4 protein-coding genes are annotated in these 20,059 nt (G+C 62.1%); 2 read left to right on the plus strand and 2 right to left on the minus strand.

What is annotated here, in order from left to right; all coding sequences use genetic code 11:
• Positions 1-37 precede the first annotated feature (37 nt).
• Positions 38-16,249 (minus strand): amino acid adenylation domain-containing protein, encoded by a 16,212-nt coding sequence (locus tag ACVZUB_RS16700; RefSeq protein WP_482627546.1) that lies wholly within the window; start codon positions 16,247-16,249, stop codon positions 38-40.
• 192 nt (positions 16,250-16,441) lie between these two features.
• Here ACVZUB_RS16700 and ACVZUB_RS16705 point away from each other — a divergent pair, with 192 nt between their 5' ends.
• Entirely contained in the window at positions 16,442-18,301 is a 1,860-nt protein-coding gene (locus tag ACVZUB_RS16705) for a DUF4012 domain-containing protein (RefSeq protein WP_054781896.1), read from the plus strand.
• Between the two features lie 182 nt (positions 18,302-18,483).
• Entirely contained in the window at positions 18,484-19,515 is a 1,032-nt protein-coding gene (locus tag ACVZUB_RS16710; RefSeq protein WP_311093611.1) for an iron-siderophore ABC transporter substrate-binding protein, read from the plus strand.
• A gap of 36 nt (positions 19,516-19,551) precedes the next feature.
• Here the strand turns inward: ACVZUB_RS16710 and ACVZUB_RS16715 are convergent, their stop codons facing one another.
• Positions 19,552-20,055, minus strand: coding sequence for a GbsR/MarR family transcriptional regulator (locus tag ACVZUB_RS16715; RefSeq protein WP_003942377.1), 504 nt, complete (start codon positions 20,053-20,055; stop codon positions 19,552-19,554).
• Between the last annotated feature and the right edge of the window lie 4 nt (positions 20,056-20,059).

A 20,059-nucleotide genomic window follows, 5' to 3' on the forward strand; every position in this document is an offset into this window, starting at 1 on the left:
AGTGACAATTCCGGACCAAAGTCCCGGCCCGTTAGATCTACTGCACCCCAGTATGATTGCGATCCTTCGAATCCGAATCGACACCTTCGAGATAGCCGACGAGAACTTGGGCGACCTCTGCCAACACCTCAGTGCTCGACATTTCCGAGTGGGAGCAGTCGACCAGGTACGCCCGCAACGGCCCCACCAGTTCGGACCACCTTTCGACCAGGTGACGATGTTCAGGCAGATCATGCTGCGCCACAAACAGTTCCACTGACCCGAAATAGTGCCTCGGCGTGTGGTCCCGAACGATTCGCGACAGTTTTTCCACCCGACCCACTACGGATTCGAGTACCGTATCGGAAAGGAAATCCATACCGGTCTGCCTTCGGATCTCTGCCGCAACGTCTGTGAAAGTCAGTGCTGCAGTGTCAGTTTCAACCTCGGATAGCCCGATCTGCGCGAACAGTTCGGAAGGTTTCGGAGCCGCTTGTACCGATGGCATCATCTCCGGTAACAGCGCGTCGAGCATGACAACCGAACCGACCAGATCGCCGGCCTCTTCGAGCTGGCTCGCCATTTCGAGCGCGATCGTTCCGCCGGCAGACCAACCGAGTAGATGGTATTCACCCGACGGCTGCACCGTCCGTACGGCATCGACATACCCCGACGCCAACTCCGCCACCGTGCCTGGCAATTCACCTGCTCCCGTTGCCTGGATGCCGTACACCCGTCGACCCCGCAGCTGACCGACGAGTCCGGCGTAGCACCAGGCGATTCCGCTGACCGGATGCACACAGAACAACGGCGGCCGTTGGTCATCGGGGTCGCCTCCGAGCATGACGACCGTGTCCAGCGGATCCGAACGAAGCGAATCACCCTCGAAGACATCGGCATGAACGAGATCCATCCGAGAGGCAAGCTCCGCCACAGTTCGGTCGGTGAAAATCCATTGAACCGGGAATTCCCTGTTCAGGCTCTCACGCAAGCGCGTAGCCACTCGAACTGCACCCATCGATGTCCCGCCGAGCTCGAAGAAGTCGTCGTAGCGGCCGACCGATATCGCGCCGGTCACGCCCTCGAATGCCTGTGCCACGTGACGTTCGGTATCCGAGATGGGTCGATCCACACTCGACCCTGGCTGCGGTGAAGGAGCAGGAAGTGCCGCTGCGTCTATCTTCCCCGAAGCGAGCAACGGTACCTCGCCCACTATCGTCACCGACGAAGGCAGCAGGTGCTTCGGCAGCAGGCCGGAGACGAACCCGCGAAGCTCCGATTCCGTCGCCGAACCGTTTTCCGCCAACGTCACATACGAACGGAGCTCAGCGGATCCGTGCCCGTCGTCACAGACAACGGTTACCGAGAAGGCCACTGCTCCATGGCTTGACAGAGCCGCGTCGACCTCCGCCGGTTCCACGCGGACACCCCGCACCTTCACCTGCGCGTCGTTGCGACCCAGGTACTCGAGCGCTCGGTCGTGACGCCTACGACGCACGAGGTCACCCGTGCGATACATCCGAGTCCCCACCGCATGAGGATTGGCAACAAAGCGCTCGGAAGTCAGAGCCGGGGAAGCGACGTACCCCCGTGCCACATTCTCACCGGCGAGGAACAGTTCTCCCGCAACGCCATCCGGAACCGGTCGGAGCCTCTGATCGAGAACAAATGCTGTCGTACCAGGGACTGGAGTGCCGACAGTGACGTCCGCGTCAGTGATCCGTGCGGAAATCGATGCCGCGATCGTTGATTCGGTCGGTCCGTATCCGTTGACGATGCGATGTCGGGGTGACCACGCCGACGCAAGGCGCGCAGAGAGCGGCTCCCCCATCGATTCGACGATCAACGGTTGCACTGCATCCGGATCGACTGTCGCCAGGACCGTCGGCGTCACGATCAGATGTGTTACGTCGGCGGCTATCAGCAGATTCGTGAGTTCTTCTCCCCCGTAGACGAAGTCGGGAGTCAGAATCAGCGTTCCACACCCTGCAGCCGCGAGAAGGATCTCGATCACCGACGCGTCGAAGGTCGACGACGCCAATTGCAGGACTCGGGGGCCACGCTCGAGCTCGGCGATCTCGGCGTGTGCGGTGCAGACGTTCATGATTCCGCGGTGTGAAACCTCCACGCCCTTGGGTCTTCCCGTGGAACCCGACGTGTAGATGACGTAGGCGAGGTTGTCGGGGTGAGCCGGCGTTGCCGATACCTCGGCAGCGCCACCAGCAGTGCGGGATTCGTCCATCGCCACCCACTCGACGCACTCGGGCAAACTCTCGGATGCACCTCCCGCTGTCAAACCGACAACCGAACCGCATTCCTCGACCATCGTCTGCCGGCGCGCTGTCGGCAGCGCCGGATCGAGCGACAGCCACGCTGCGCCTGCACGCGCTACTGCCCACAACGCAACGATCCACAGATGCCCGCGCCCGAGCGCAACGGCCACCACGTCGTCGGGTCCGATTCCTCGGACCACCAACTCGCGTGTGCAGTGCGACGACTCCTCGTGCAGGTCGCGGTAAGTCCAGCGTCTGCCGTTCTCTTCCAGCGCGACGCCGTCGGGCGCCTGACGCAGAGCGCGTTCGAAAATGTCGGCAATCGTCAGAGGTTCGACGTGGCGAGGATTCGCAGCAGTCAGCGCCGAGCGTTCGAGTCCGGACAGCAGTTCGATCTCCCCGATCACAATCTCGGGTTCCGCGGTCACTGATTCGGCGATACGTCTCACCCGCTGCATGAACAGTTCCGCGGTCGACTCGCGGAACTTGTCCGTCGCATACAGCAATCGAATAGTCAGACTGTCACCGGTGTCGACCAGGTCCCACGTCAAGTCGTAACCGGTCGACGCCCCTGAATTGTCGATGTCGAAGACGGTAATGCCGTCGATCTGCGGCAACTCCAGCGCTCGCCGGTACGCCAGCATGACCGTGAACAGCGGATGCTCGTTCATCCTGCGCGGCGGATCGACCTTCGCAACGACGTCGTCGAACGAGACGTCCGCGTTCGCCATTGCTTCCAGATCGACACGGCGAACCTCGTCCAGAACAGCAGCGAAGCGATCGGTGGAGTTGATCCTCGTGCGCAATGCGACAGTACCCACCATCATTCCGGCGACGCTCAGCAGCGCCGGATCGTTCCGCAGACTCACAGCTGCTCCCACCACGACGTCGTCCGTGACGCACTCGCGAGCGAGCAGCACGGCAATCACGCTGTGGACGACCATGAATACCGTGACGCCATGCGAACGAGCCAACGCCGACAACGCGTCGTAGGTGGCGCCGTCGAGGACTTCCGTCACCATCTCCTCGGATCGTGAAGACACGGGACTCCGGGGGTTGTCGACGGGTAGAGCCAACACATCCTCGACGCCACAAAGTGCGTCCGACCAATAGTCGAGTTGCCGGTGAGCCATGCTGAGAGAATCCTCGGGGTCACCCAAGCTCTCTCTCGCCCAGAAACTGTAGTCGCCGTAGCTGATCTCCCCCGACGAGCGATCCCAGGGAAGACCTGCCGACCTGGCCTGGAAGGCTGCCACGAAATCGGTCAGGATCGGGCCCATCGACGCTCCGTCGATCGCGATGTGGTGAACAACGATGACCAGGACCGTCAGTCCTGCAGAGTCGACTCCTGCCTTTTCGGCGAACACACGCACACGGAACGGAACATCTCGTTCGAGATCGAACGGCGCAGTCGCGAATGCCGAAGCGCTCGCACGGATATCGCCGACGTGTACCGCAGTGAGATCGAATGCAACAGAGTCCATTTCAAGTTGTTGCGGACCGAATTCACCCGGAACACAGACAGTTCGCAAAACGGCATGGTGATCGACGACGTCGCCGAGCGCGCTGCTCAAGACCGAACGATCGACGTCGTCTGCCAGGACCGCTGCAAACGTCAGGTTGTACGCAGTCGATTCCGGCTGAAGCTGATTGATCAGCCAGAGTCGTTGTTGCGAGGGCGCCAGCGGGGCCGGCTTGCCGGGATCACGTCGAGTCAGTTCGCGGCGTTTGCCATCGGACGCGCTCGCCGACAGCCACTGAGACATCGCTCGCGGCGACGGATTGTCGAAGACGGCGCGAACAGGCACATCTCGCGCGAAGATCGAGGCGAGTCGACCTGCCACCGCTGCCGCGGCCAACGAATCACCACCTGATTCGAACAGGTTGTGCAGAGCGCCGAAACTTCCGGACACGTGTTCCGACATGACAGCGGTGACGAGTTCCTCCGAAACCGTCACTGCTGCATCGGGCGCCTGGCTCTCGAACACATGGCGCCGCAACGCATCTGCGTCCAGTTTTCCGTTCGTCGTGAGCGGGATCGACTCCAATACGACCACGCGGCCGGGCATCAGATACGCAGGCAACATCGCGGCCAACTCGATTGTCAGCTGATCCGCCTCCACACCATCGCCAACCGCGCACGCAACGGCGATGTCGTCGACGAGGACAACCGCCGCAGCCTCGACGCCCGTGCACCGACGCAGAGCTGATTCGATTTCGGCGGGCTCGACGCGGATTCCTCGCACGCTCATCTGACGGTCGGAGCGTCCGACGAATCCGAGCCTGTCATCCGTGCGGCGATGAACCAGATCACCGGTCCGATAACGGCGGTGCCCACCGGGTGCTGCGATGAACGACGTGGCGGTGCCGGCAGGATCTCCGGCATAGCCCATCGCAAGCCCGGGCCCGCTGACGTACAACTCACCGATCCCGGCCCACGGCACCGGACGCAGTCGCGTATCGAGCACCTCTGCACCGATTCCGGCGAGCGGGACTCCGATGGTGACCCGATGATCCACTTCGGCGACAGTGGTGACCACCGTGCATTCCGTCGGTCCGTACGCATTGAGCATTCGCGCGCGGCGACTCCACGCACGCGCGGTGGAAGGTGAGAGCACATCGCCACCGACTGCCACCACCTCGAGCGAATCGAACCGCTCCGGAGCCATCGTGTCGAGTACGGCTGGAGTGGACAACATGTGAGTGACGCCGCGTTCTGCGACGAATTCTTCGAGTGCCCTTCCGCCGAAAGCCTCCCGAGGAGCGACCGCCAAGGTAGCCCCGGCGCCGATCGCCAACATCATCTCGAGGATTGCTGCATCGAACGTCGGTTTGTAACCGTGCAGCACAACCGATTCCGAAGTCACGCCGTACTTGCGGACAGCATCGTCGGTCAGCAGGCCCAGTCCTCGGTGTGTGACTGCAACGCCTTTCGGTTCACCGGTCGACCCGGACGTGTGAACAACGTACGCGACTGAATCCGGATACTGCCGACCGGGAACAGGGCTGCGATCGGAGAGGACGGTGCGCAGCTGCTTCAGACGTGCCGGCGGCAGGTCGGGGTCGATCGGTACGAATGCCGCGCCCGTCTTCGAGATCGCCAACATTCGGACCAGGTACGCGATAGTCCGTACCGCCGGAATCTCGTACACGGCACCCGGTCCTGCTCCCCGGGCCACCAGTTCCCAGGCTTGGGCATCCGAGGCAGAGTCGAGTTCGGCATACGTCACCGTGCGGTGTCCGTCGTCGAGAGCAATGTTGTTCGGGAATCGCGCCGCGGTGGCGGCGAAGATCTCGGTCAGCGTGCGGGACGAATCGACCTCGGCAGCAGTCCAACTGGGCGCCGCGCCCACCACGAGATCCGAAACGAGTACTGGTACATCCTCGGCAATCGAGGTGAGCACTCTCGACAGCTGTCGGGTAACCGCGTCGGCGCTCGAAGGATCGAATGCGCTCGCGGCATAGATGAGCGCTCCGGTCAATGAACCGTCGTCAGCGGGTGCGAGCGAGACATGCATGGGGAACTTCGTTGTCGCGGTCTCGATTTCGCGAGCCTCGATCGTGAGGCCGGAAACCTCCACGGCAGGGATCGCGAAGTTCTGCAGACCCAGCGCAATCTGGGGAGTTCGTCCACCGAGCAGCTCACCAACCAACTCGGCAGGAACAGAGCTGTTTTCGAACGCTGCCACATCAGCATCGAAAGCTGCACCCAACAGAAGATCGATCGGCACGTCCCCGTCGATCCGAAGGCGAAGAGGCACCGTATCCACGAACATGCCGACCACGCCGTCGAGCTGAGGCGCCCGCCGTCCGTCGACAGCTGTCGCGATCACGACATCGGGATTTCCACTCAGCTTGGCAAGCACCACCGACAACGCCGCATGAACCACCGCGAACAGCGAGACCTTCAATCGGTCGGCTCGCGCCTGCAGTGCCGAGGTGATGACGGCTGGTATCACGAAGTTCACTCGCTGCGCTAAGGTATCCGGCCCGCCATCGGAGTGATCCACCGTCAGCGGAGACACAGATGTCACACCGTCGAGCGTTCGGCGCCAGAACTGCTCGACGACAGGGGAAACGTCACGTGCTGCCTCCCACGCGGCAAAATCCCCGTACTGGATCGGCAACGGAGACCATTGCGAATCCAGTCCAGCTCGTCGCTTGCCGTACGCGGTCAGCAGGTCGCCGACCACCGTTCGCATCGACACCCCGTCGACTGCGATGTGATGAAAGCTCACTGCCAGAACGTGCCTGACCGGTGACACCTGGAGCAGCATCCAGCGCACCGGCAGGTCTGCCGCTACATCGAAACCACGCGAGCCGAACTCTCGCAGCAGCACCTCGACCTCGATGTCGGCGACCAGCCGCGTTTCCATTGTCACGGAGGTCGGAGGATCCACGACCTGAACCGGTGGAGTGCCCGGATACCGGGTTCTGAGGACATCATGACGACCGACAAGATCCGTTGCTGCCTGACGCAGCGCGGCCGCGTCGAGTTCACCGTCGATCTCGATGCAGATCGGCAGGTTGTACGCGCCGCTCGCCGTGTTCCGCTGATTCAGTACCCACATCGCACGCTGGTTTCGTGACAGGGGTGCGGGCGTGGGGTCGCGGCGCGGTTCCAGTCGGACAAGATCGTTCACCGAGTCGTTCTGCTCGAGCGAATCGAGCCGGGCTGCCAACGCCGCAACTGTTGGATGCTCGAATACGGTCCTGAGCGGAACAACCAGCCCCAGAGTACTACTCAAGAGCGAGGTAACCTCCGCGGCCGACAGCGAGTTGCCCCCGAGCGAGAAGAAGTCTGCGTCGCGGTCGTCCTCATTCCCACCGAGGACGGAACCAAAAGCTCCGGCTACAACACGTTCGGTGGCGGTGGCCGGCCCCTCGGCACGGGAAGCATCCAGTGTCGGCGACGGGAGACGGGCGAAGTCGACCTTGCCGTTCCGCATCGGAAGCTCGCCCTCGATGTCGACGATGGCATGCGGAACCATGTACGTCGGAAGGACTTCTGAGACGGCAGCGCGAAGTTGACCAGTGTCAACTCTTTCGGCACCTGAACTTCTCACGTAGGCGACCAACAGAGGACTTCCACCTTCGGCCGACCGAACCCCGACGACACAGAAGTCGACGTTCGCGACAGACTGAATGACTGCCTCGATCTCACCCGGTTCGATCCGGACACCGTTGACCTTCACCTGCACGTCGGTTCGCCCGAGATAATGCAGGCGATACGTATTTCCCTCGGATTTGGGGCTTTCCGGCTTCCACATCACCAGATCGCCCGTCCGGTACATCCGGGCGCCTGAACCGGTTGCCACGAATCGTTCCGCAGTTCGGGCCGGTTGGCCGGCGTAACCGCGAGCGAGCATTCGACCTGAGAGATACAGTTCGCCGACGACTCCCGGCGGCACCGGTTCGAGTCGATCATCGAGTACGACGGCGTCGACCCCGGCCAGTGGATACCCGATCGATCCGTCGTGAGTGTCAGCTGACAGTTGTTCGATCGACAGTGGTTCGGTAGCAAGCGAATACATCGTCGACTCGGCAGGTCCGTATCCGTTGATGACTCGGCGTCCGGCTTGCCAGCGCTTCGCCAACGCGCCGCCGAGTCGCTCGCCCCCGAACATCACCGTGGAAAGGTCCGGCAGCGAAGGATCGCCGATCGAGGCGACGACAGTAGGTGTGGCGCACAGATGAGTAATTCGCTCGCGCCTCAGTGCTGATGCGAGTCCCGAGCCGAACAGTTCTTCGTTCTTCGCCAGAACGAGCGTGGCCCCGGACGCACTCGCGATGAGCACCTCGAGCAACGTCATGTCGAATCCTGGCGCTCCGCGATGGAATACGCGAGAACCTGGCCCAGCCGAGAATCGACCGGGCAGGTCTTCGGCGATCACACCGAGCCCGCCGTTGGTCACGACCACAGCCTTGGGGGTTCCGGTCGTTCCTGACGTGAAAACTACGTAGGCCGCCAGGTTCTCGGAATATTCGCGCACCGAGTCGGTGACTTTCTCACCACCAGCGTCTTCAGCACCAGCGTCTTCACCACCAGCGTTGCGGCCGCCGATCGCTCCGGTGCCCAGTGTTTCGAGGACATCGCGTACTCGCGCCTGCGGCTGTTCCGGGTCCGTCAATGCCGGAGCTGCACCGACCTTCGCGATTGCCCACAGTTGCACGATCGACGCAATCGACCGATCTGCAGTCCAAGCAGCGACCTGGTCGACTCCAACTCCCCGGGAGCGCAACTCGTCGGCTGCGACATCCGACTGGGCATCGAGTTCCCGGTAAGTCAGTGTGTTGCCCTCACCCTCGACCGCCACAGCGTCCGGGGCGGATTCGACGCCGAAGCGCAGCATGGAGGCAAGTGTCGTACCGGAAAGTCGAGATCGATCAGGCCGGTCGACCGCGCCGTGTGCGGGGACGAGAAGAGCTCGTTCCGCACTGTCCAACAGGTCGATTTGCCCTACGGCGACATTCGGGTCGACAGACACTTGATTCAGGAAGCGCTCGAACCGGCCCGCAAAGCTCGATACCGTCAGATCATCGAATAGATCAGCGTTGTAGACGAATTCGAGACCGAGTTCGCCCCCGACCCCCTCGTCCGTGACGTTGACCTGCAGATCGAAATTTGCGTGCCTGACTTCAGGAGCAATCTGTGTGATGTCCAGCCCTGGTATCGACCACGCGGCGGTCTCAGCAGTTCGGAACGAGAGCGCCACCTGGAACAACGGATGTCGCGAACGCGATCGCGGTGGGTCGATCAGATCGACCAGCGATTCGAAGGGCATCTCTGCGTGCGCGAACGCCGCTACGTCACGCTGACGAACCTGCTCGACCAACCGGCCGAACGAGTTCGACGGATCGACTTCGGTTCGAAGAACAATCGTGCCGGCAAACATGCCGACCAGCTCGTCGAGTTCAGGTGTGACGCGTCCGGACACAACAGTGCCGACAGCTACGTCATCGCTACCGTTGTACCTCGCCAACAGCGCCGCGAGAGCGGCGTGTACAACCATGAACATGGTCGCGTTGTTCGATCGTGCGAGTGTCTGAAGGCCCGTTCGTACCGAACCTGAGATCTCCACCCGACAGCTCGACGCACGGGCGAACGTCGAACGTGGACGATCGAGGGGAAGCGTCACCTGCTCGGGAAGTCCTTCGAGAGCCTGCATCCAGTAGCTGCGTACCGTCTCGGGAATCCCCGATTCCCTTTGCCATGCACTGTAATCGGAGTATTCGAGCGCGAGCGGCGACCACTGCGGAGCGTGCTGCGCCGAGCGGGCGATGTACGCCGCAGTGAAGTCGCGGACCAACAATTCGAGTGATCGAGCGTCGGCGGCAATGTGATGGACGACGACAGCCAGGATGTGCTCGACAGGTGAAACCTGGAGAAGTGCCGCACGTACGGGCGGATCAACGGTGACATCGAAGCCCGAACCCACCAGTTCTGCTACACAATTCTCGGCGTCGCCGCCGTCGAGTGCCTCGAGCTGAAAGGCCGGAAGCGCATCCTCGGCGTCGAGCACCGTCTGAACCGGGCCGCCGCCGACAACCGGGTACACGGTCCGCAGAGTGCGATGGCGATTGATCACGTCACGAATTGCCAGTTCGGCCGCAACCACGTCCAGCTCGCCTGCCAAGCGCAGCACGATCGGGATGTTGTATCCGGCGGAGTCTGTATCCAACTGATTCAGAATCCACATTCGATGCTGGGAAGCTGACAGGTGCACTTCCGTGTTGTCCGAACGAGGCCCCAAGGACACGTCAGACGCGTGCTCCGCGCCGGTTCGCCCTACACCTATCCGCGCAGCAGCGATGTCGGCGAGCTGATCGACGGATGGGTGCTCGAACACATCGCGGACGTCGAGGTTACAGCCCAGGGCGGAGTTCAGACGCGACGAAAGACGAGTGGCGATCAAGGAATTGGCGCCTTGATCGAAGAGGTTCCGGACCGGATCGACATGCGGAACTTCCATCAAATCGCTCAGAATAGCTGCGACTGTCTGCTCGAAGAAGTCTCGCGACTGCCGAGTCGGCTGCGTGAGAGACACCGGGGTCGGCAACGATGCTCGGTCGATTTTGCCGTTGATCGTGACCGGTAATGACGCGAGCGCCATCAAAGCCGACGGAACCATGTGCGCGGGCAGCAACGAACGAGCAGTCCGCAAGACGCCGTCGAGGTCGTGTCCGCTCCCCGGGGTGATGTAACCGACCAAAGTCGGCCCGCTGTCGAGTTCTCTCACCACTACCGCGGCCTGCTCCACCGACGTGTGAGCCAACAGCGCGGATTCGACCTCGCCCGGTTCGATGCGGTAACCGCGCAGTGCCATCTGACCGTCGGCGCGGCGAACATATTCGAGTCGGCCGGCTCGCCAACGGACCAGATCGCCGCTGCGGTACATCCGTGATCCATCGAATCCGGGTTCAGGTACGAATCGCGAAGACGTCATCGCGGGTCGACCCAAGTAGCCTTCGGCCACCTGCGGACCCGCAACATACAGTTCGCCGACAGATCCCGGAGGGACGGGCTTCAACGACGCGTCCAGTACGTAGCTGCGCAACCCTGGTAGTGGGGATCCGATCGGCGAGACAGTCTCGTCACCGGGGACAAGATCGAAACTGGTGACATGGACTGTGGTTTCGGTGATTCCGAACATGTTGACGCCCCGCACGTCCGGGTGCCGATCGAACCAAGCCTCCACGCGGCCGGCGTCGAGGCGATCACCGCCGAAAACAATCGTCCGGAGCGGAAGCAGCATTTCCTGCGTGACTTCCGCCAACGCATAGAAGGCGGCCGGGGTCTGATTGAGAACGGTCACTCGTTCCCGCACAATCAGATCCGCGAATCTTTCGGGTGAGCGCGCGACATCACCGTCCACGATCACGAGGGATCCGCCAGTGGTCAACGAGCCCCACATCTCCCAGACCGAGAAGTCGAATGCGTACGAATGAAACATCGTCCATACATCTTCGGCGTTGAAGTCGAAGATCTCTCGGGTCGAGGCGAGCAGCGCCAACACGTTGTCCTGAGACACCACTACGCCTTTGGGAGCTCCGGTCGATCCGGAAGTGTAGATCACGTAGGCGGCGGACTCCGACTGTGCAACGGGCCAGTCGGCCGTAGCGTCAGTCGTCTCGTCCACGAAGATGACAAGTTGCTCGTACCCAACGAACCGCCCAGCAGATTCGTCCGTCGACAGAATCGCTTTCGGGCCTGCATCGGCAAGTACGTAGTGGATACGAGCGTCGGGATACTGCAAGTCGATCGGTACGTACGTCGCGCCCGCGCGAATGACAGCGATGATGGCTACGACGAGGTCGACCGATCGAGGCAGGGCGACCGCCACGCGATCACCGACTCGAATTCCTCGATCGATCAAGACAGCGGCAAGGCCCTCCGAACGAACTCGCACCTCTTCATAGGTGACGCGAGTATCGCCACTCGACACCGCGATTGCATTCGGATGCCGGGCTGCGACGGCCCCGAAGAGGTCAGGCAGCGACTGCGCGACAATCGACGGCGCCGGCACCCGAGTCGACAATTCTTCGCGTTCCGCAACACTGAGAACATCGATGTCACGCAGCATGATTGACGAGTTCTCGGTAATCGAGTCACATACTCGACGAAGCCGCTCGACCCAGCTCTGCACGGTGCCTGCATCGAACAGATCGGCGGCATATCGGAAAGTGCCGCGAATACCGCTCGCGTCGCCGTCAATCGTACGATCCTCGCGCACCGTCACTTCGAGGTCGAAGCGAGGGTGCACGGGGGGTAGCGGAGTGCCGTGCGCCGTCAGAGTTCCCATCGCGATCTCGGAGTCGGGCGCTACCGGATCGACAGCGAGAACAACTCGGAGGAAGGAATTCTTCTCACCTACGCCCCCGCCGACCGCACGGTCGACCACCCAGTCGAACGGAACGTCCGCATTGGACAGGGCCGCCACATCAACCTCGCGCACCCGAGTCAAGAACTCACCGAACGTGTCTCCGCCGCGAAGGAGGGTTCGCAGCGCGACGGTCCCGACGAACATACCGACGACACCGTCGAACGAAGGATGCGTTCGTCCGGAGGTCGGGGTCCCGATGACCACATCGGACGCACCGGTGATCTTGCTCAGTGCGATCGCAAGGCAAGCGTGCAACACCATGAAGGTTGTGCAGTCGTGCGCGCGAGCGATCTCGTTCAGCGCCGCATGGATAGGTGAGGGCAACTCGAACGTCACGTCCCGAGCCGACGACGGTTGGTCCGGCCGGCGGGATCTGTCCACGGGAAGCGCCAGAGTCGGATCAACACCGGCGAGTGTGTCGGACCAGAATTCCAGCTGGCGTCCTGCCAAGCTCTGTGGATCCGCGGGATCACCGAGAATGGTTCTGTGCCAAGCGGAATAGTCGCGGTAGTCGAGAGCGGGCGAAGGCCAGATCGGCGACCGTCCGTCGGCGCGAGCGTCGTACGCCGCGATGAGGTCCGAGACGATCGTCGCGAACGAAAGGCCGTCCAGGGCGATGTGATGGGCAACCACGGTCATGCGGTGGTCGGCATCGCTGCCGGAGGCGAGGATCAAGCGAAGAGGCGTATCGGTCGCCAGGTCGAAACCCGCCGCAACCAAATCCGCTGACGCAGCCTCGTAATCCTCGGACGCAACCTCGATCAGAGTCACCGGAGTCGCGGTCGCAACCTGGATCGGCCACGCGTCGTGATTCTGGTCGAACGAGAAAACAGTACGCAAGACGAGATGGCGATCGGTCAGGTCACCTACCGCCACCCTCATCGCCTCGATATCCAGAGCACCACTGAACGCGACTTCGAACGCAATGTTGTACGCCGACGACTGGGGATCCAGACGGTTGAGTAACCACAGGCGTTGTTGCGCCGGTGCGATTTCCACGACGAGGTCGTCCGAAATGCGTTGGGGTTCCACCATCCACTCCGCCCGCCCCGCACGGATCACCCGGGCCAGGCGCGCCGGCGTCGGGGCACCGAACACGTCCCTGACACCAACCCGTCTTCCGAGAGCGGAACTCACTCGCGCGGCAACATACACGGCGTCGAGTGAACTACCGCCCCAGGCGAACAAGTCGGAGTGCGGTCCGAGAACTCCGACGCCGAGGACCTCGGCCATCACCGAGGCAATCAATTCCTCGTCGTACTCGATCGGACGGTTGACCGCCGCGCGCTGCTCGGCCGGCGCGGACGACGCCGGTTCGGGGAGCGCTGAACGGTCAGTCTTTCCATGGCTCGTGACGGGCAATACTGCCAAAATAGTCACCGAACTCGGCAGCATGGAACGAGGAAGTCGGGAAGCCAGATGATCGAGCACCATCGTCTGGCTCAACGGATGAGCTGCACCTTCGGCCACGGTCACATACGCCGCAAGCGACCCGGATCGCTCGACCACCGCTGCTTGCGCAACGCCGGGAGTCGACAGGAGCACAGCCTCGATCTCGCCCAGTTCGACGCGTACTCCACGGATCTTGACTTGTTGATCAGAGCGACCCAAGAACTCGAGTTGACCGGCATCGTTCCATCGCACGACATCCCCGGTGCGGTACATGCGCTCGCCGGCACCAGTGGCACCAAAGGGCGCAGCGACAAAACGCTCCGCGGTGAGCGTCGGAGAAAGGTACCCTCGCGCCAGTCCGTGTCCCATCACGTACAGCTCCCCCGCGGCGCCGACCGGAGTGGGCAGCAACGACGAATCCAACACCACAGCGGAAACGCCGTCGATCGGGCGCCCGATCGGAGTATCACCACCAGGCTCGAGCGGCTCGCTCATGAATGCCGCGACGGTTGCTTCACTGGGCCCGTACGAATTCACGATGTCGACGTGACTCGACCACGCATCCACTAGCGCTCCCGGCGGTCGCTCGCCGCCGACGTTCAAGACTCGAAGTTCCGGCAAAGCCCGAGGATCCATCGTCAACGGAACCGATGGCGTCGAGTTCAGGTGCGTGACGCCTTCGAGCCGCAAATAGTCTTCGAGGTCCACTCCGCCGATCAATCCGGGAGGAACGATCACTGCGGTCGCGCCGCAGCCGTGTGCAAGCAGAATCTCGAGGATCGCCACGTCGAACGATGTGTTTGCAAGGAGCGCGACGCGGGAGGAACTATCGATGTTCAGACGCCGTGCGTGAGAACGCAGCAACGGCACAATGCCTCGGTGCGTGACCGCGACACCCTTCGGTCGCCCGGTAGAACCAGAGGTGTAGACCACGTAGGCGGTGTCGTCCAGAGACAGGTCGGCGATAGATGAACCCGCCCCCACGCGTCGATCCACCGGCCCTTCGACGGTCTCGTCGCCACTGGGATCAACGACGCACACCCAAGCCGGCACGTCCACGAGTTCGCCACCGACCACAACCGACACGTCGGCGTCGTCGAGAATGAAAGCGACACGCTCGGAGGGTGTTTGAGGATCCACGTAAAGAAGGACAGCACCAGCCCGCACTACCGCGTGGAATGCAACTACGGAATCGGTCGAGCGCCCGGTGAGGATCCCGACGACGTCGCCTCGTCCGACTCCGTTCTCCACGAGCAAGGCGCAGAGTGCATCCGCGCGAGCGCCGAGCTGGTCGTAAGTGACGTCCACACCTTGCTCGCGGATCGCGACAGCACTCCCCTGCCCTGCGCCGCCTCTGATGACCGAATCGAGCGTCGCGAATCCGTCCGTCCGCGGACCCAGCGCGGGGACCAGATCCTTCACTTCGTCCGTCGAGAGGATGGGGAGGTCACCGAGCGCACGGGTAGCCGAGTCGAGGAACCCCTCGAGTAGCCGAACGAACTGACGATGATGCATCGCCAGGTCACGTTCGCTGTAGAGGTGCGGATTGGCTTCGAAGGACAGGCGAACGTTCTCCCCCGCGATCGACGGATAGATGCTGAAGAACAGGTCTTCGGTGGGGCCGGATGTGAGGACGTGAAACTCGCCGACGACGTCGCCGAGCCGAATGGCTTCGTGAAACATCATGACGTTCACGGCCGGGCCCGCCGCCTCACGGGATCCGCCCTGACCCTCCTGGAAGCCCATGTCCTCGTAGCGGAATCGCTGGTGGCGTAGTGCACCGGTCATCTGAACCGAGATCTGACGCACCAGTTCTCGTGGCGACAGATCCCGTTCGAGTTGCGCACGAACAGGCACGATGTTGGACAGCATCCCACCTGAACGTCTCGACGTCGCCGTGGTGCGGCCGGACACCGGCAAGCTGAGGACTACGTCATCGGAATCAGTCATGCGACCGAGATAGGACGCGAATGCACCGACGAGGACCGCCACCTCGGAGGTAGTCCACTCGGTCGCGACATCCGAAAGCTGTTTTGCAAGAGTTGGATTCAGTGTCCGCACCATCATGCGCTGCGGCATGGACGTCAGGCCGGCGCCGTCGGCGAGGCGAACCGGGCGGGGCAGGCCTTCGGACATCTCCGTCCAGTACTGCTCGTCCGATCGATACCGCGACGAGGATCGGTAATCGACGTCGAGGTCATGCAGTGCACGTACCCCGAGACCACCGAAAGGAGTCAGCGTCTTGCCATGAACCAGATGCGAATAGCGCTCGGCCACCCGAGCGGTGAGTGTCATCGCCGCATGTCCGTCGAGCACGAGGTGATGGGCGTGCGAGTACCAGTAGTAGTGCTCATCTGCCAGGTGAAGCAAGGTTGCCGAGATCAGGCGGTCAGACATCACGTCAAGTGGCCGTGAGTATTCCGCTGTCATCCACTCGTTCGCGCGCTGAACCGGGTCGCGGTCGCTGCGTAAGTCGAGGTATGCGAGATCGTCGACGATCGAATGATCGACGACCTGTGCCGGCTCGGCATCGGTAGCGACGAGGCGAACGAACGGCGACTCCAATTCATGACATGCCGTATTCGTTGCCTCGATCAGCGCGTCGACGTCAACCGGTCCGCGTAGTTCCACGTACTGAGCCACCACGAACGGAGTTGACGGACTCAATTGCTGCGCGAACCACAGCGCGAGCTGAGCCCGAGACAACGGAAAAGCACTCAACCCGTCACCTCACATTTCACCAGCCTTGTTTTTCACGAACGTTCGGTGGCTGATCACGTGAATCCATGGGAGCGAACACCACGAACGGCCGAACCGAACCCTACTGTCTCGTCTAAGTTTTCACCACTGGGCCAACACTGCTAGACATGTCGACGCAGCTTTCACGCACTCAAACGTCAGGAGCTTCAGCGGATGAACAACGACACGGTGGGACCAAAGTCCGACGACGATTCCGGGGCTGAACCGAGCGGCTCCAACACCATCCCACCGAGGGGCCCGGAGCGCGAAACCAAGGGGGCGGCCGCTTTTCTCCGAAGCCGTAGAACGGCAGTCGCGATCACCGCAACGACGCTGGTAGTGGGCGGTTTCGTGGCATGGCTCGGGTACACGGCATACGAGGCGAAAGACAACCTGGAGGCGGCTCGCGACCACGCACAGTCGGCGAAGAGCGCTCTCCTGGCCGGAGATACGGGAGTCGCAGAGTCTGCCGCGGCGGAAGCCGATCGCGAAGCATCGGCCGCATACGACAACACCCATTCACTCCCCTGGAACATCACCGCCGCAATTCCCGTCATCGGGTCGCCGTTCGAGTCGACGCGCCGGATGACCGAGGTCGTTCAGGGGCTTACGCGTGACGTTCTCGGTCCTGCCGTGACTACCGGAACTTCACTCGCACCAACGGAATTGGTGCAGCCCGGTGGGCGCTTGGCACTCGCACCGTTACGCGAAGCGGAACCGAAACTGGCCGAAACAGCTATCGCCGCGGAATTGCTGTCGTCGCAGGCACAGGAAGTTCCCGAATCGAAGTACCTGGGCCGAGTTAACGATGCCAGAGCAGAATTACAGTCGCAGACAAGCGAACTGGCTACCCTCCTGACGAACACCGCCACCGCGGCGCGCATCGCACCGGCGATGCTCGGCACCGACGGACCGCGCAACTACTTCATCGGTTTCCAGACCAATGCGGAAGCGCGAGGAACCGGCGGCCTGTTGGGTGGATACGGCATCGTCCGAGTCGACGACGGCGCCGCTCGGGTGGACACACTCTCCCCCAACTCCGAACTAACACTGGACAATCAACCGATAGACCTTGGTCCTGACTTCAACCAGCTGTACGGAAACAGTCGACCGACCACCGATTTTCGCAACAGCAACCTCAGCTCGCACTTTCCCTACGCAGCGCAGATCTGGCAGTCCCTGTGGTCACAGGAGTCCGGGGGTGAGCTGGTCGACGGCGCGATAGCGACCGATCCGATAGCACTGAGTTACCTCCTCGAGGCGGTGGGACCAGTAGAGATGCCGGACGGAGAGTCGGTCACCGCCGACAACGTCGTTGAGTTGACCGAGTCGACCGCGTACGCACGCTTTCCCTCCGACAACAAGGCACGAAAGCAGTATCTGCAGACAATCGCGGCCCGTGTCGTGGCGAAGATGACCGGGAACATCAAGTCGCCGAGCGCATTACTGGAGGCTCTGGGCAGAGGTGTCAGCGAGGGCAGAATCGCAGTGTGGAGCTCTCACCCCGACGAACAATCGGTTCTTGCCGACACCGTCCTCGGGCACACCATTCCCGATGATGCGGCTCCGTATGCCGGTGTGGTGATCAACAACCAAGCCGGTAACAAGCTCGACTACTACCTCACACGAGAAATCGACTACACAGCCCAGACGTGCACCGGCGACACCCGAAAGACAACGGTCACCGTTCGACTGACCAACAACGCGCCCGACGCCGACCTGACCGAATATGTCAGCGGGATCGTCGACAACCCCGGACGACTGCCCAATGGCACCAATGTGGCTGCAGTCACTCTGCTTGCGACAGCCGGCGCCAAACTCGATGCCGTCTCCGTGGGTGGACAGATTTCGTTTGCCGTCAACGGAACTGAACAGGGTCACCCGGCCTACATGACCAGGGCCGTCATTCCGCGAGGCCAGACGGTTGAGCTGAAGTTCGATCTGACCGAGCCCACAGCCGAGGGCGAAGCTCGCGTACCGGTCCAGCCGCTGGTCGACGACCCGAAGATTACCGTCGACGTGCCTACCTGCTGAGCTTGACCGGCAAACGTCGACGAGGCCCCTGGCATGTCGCCGTTTGTCGGGCTCGTGAACTTTCAGCAGATTTGAAACTTTGGCGAAGGCTAGCCTATGCTTCCTGACGCGCCTGGAACCGGCCGTCGGCTGCGATCCGTCGGAGTCTCACTCCTCGGCGCATCGACAACGGAAGGTTCCCCATGCGATACGCCCGTGTGCGCTCACTTCGCCGAACTGTGGCGCTGAGTGGATTGGTCATTGCTGCCCTGGTAATCGGCGGATGCAGTAACAACGACACCGCAACCCAATCGAGCAGCAGCGACTTCGAAACCGTCACCATCGAAAGTGCGCTCGGAAACGCCGTCATCACCGAAAAGCCCGAGCGAATCGTGACTCTCGGCATGGGGTCGGCGGAGACCGTAATCGCGCTCGGCACGATCCCCGTCGGCGTCGAAAAGTACGCATGGGGCAGCGACGACACCGGGTATCTGCCGTGGGTGCACGAAGCGGTCACGAAGCAAGGTGGCGAACTGCCAGAGCAGTTCACCGGCGGAACCGATCTCAACATCGAGGCGATCATCGCTCTCGAACCCGACCTGATCCTCGCCCCCTGGTCCGGCATCACACAGCAGCAGTTCGACTCACTCAACGCGTTCGCGCCGACCGTCGCCTACGCCGAGAGCCCCTGGACCATCACGTGGGAAGACCAGATCAACGTCATCGGCAAAGCCATGGGCGAATCCGAGAAGGCGACAGCCGAAATCGACAAGATCAAGTCGCAGTTCGCGGAATCGACTGCAGCACATCCGAACTACGCCGACGTCAGCTTCTCCTTCATCTACAACACGGGCCCAGGAACCCTCGGCGTCTTTTTCGCCGAAGAGCAGCGTGTGGCCATGGTCCGCGCACTTGGCCTGCAGGTGGATCCCGTCGTCTACACCTTGACGGAATCTGAAGGAACAGACTCCGCCGTCATCGGCCTCGAGAACGCAAACCTCCTCGACAAGTCCGACCTGCTTTTCACCTTCTACTCGGACCCGGCCAACCGGGCCGAGATCGAAGCGCAGCCCGCTTACCAGGCAATCCCCGCTGTGGCTCGGGGAACTGTCATCGCTCCGACCGAACAGCCCTTCGTCACCGGTTCCTCGATGATCAACCCTCTGACCGTGCCCTGGTCGCTCGAGCGCTACGTGCCGATGATCGACAAGGCAATCGCGAAGCTGAACAAGTGATGTAGATCAGCATCGTGCGATCGAGAAACCCGCGTCCTATTCGGACGCGGGTTTCTTGCCGTCGCGTTCAGCTTTGAATCGCATCCACTCACTGCTCAGCATGCGATTGTCGATGATCCACCCCATGTAATCGCGCATGTTGAGCACACGAATGTACGCGGGACCGTTGGGATTTGCGTACTGCAGGGCCTCGGTCGCAAGCTTGCGTTGATTCTCGAGATACACGTGCTCTGTTTCGAGGAATCCGCCCCACACGTCGGAATCCATGACGTAGTAGTGAGTCCGATCCCGAGGCTTGCGCGTGAGCTTGACGAACCCCCGGTCGATCAACCGACGAATGTAGGTGGACACCGATCCGCGACTTGCTCCGAGTGCCTGCGCCAACTCTTCGGCGCTGACCCCTGGCGACTCGCTGATCAACAGATAGCCCGCAATACGTCCTTCGATGCGGGCCCCACCGCCGGACTGCCAGTACACGGAGAACTGATCGATGAACCAGGTGGAGAAATCGTCACCGCGAGCAGGGCTGGCATCGCCCATTCGT

The organism is Rhodococcus sp. OS5 (assembly GCF_056837585.1).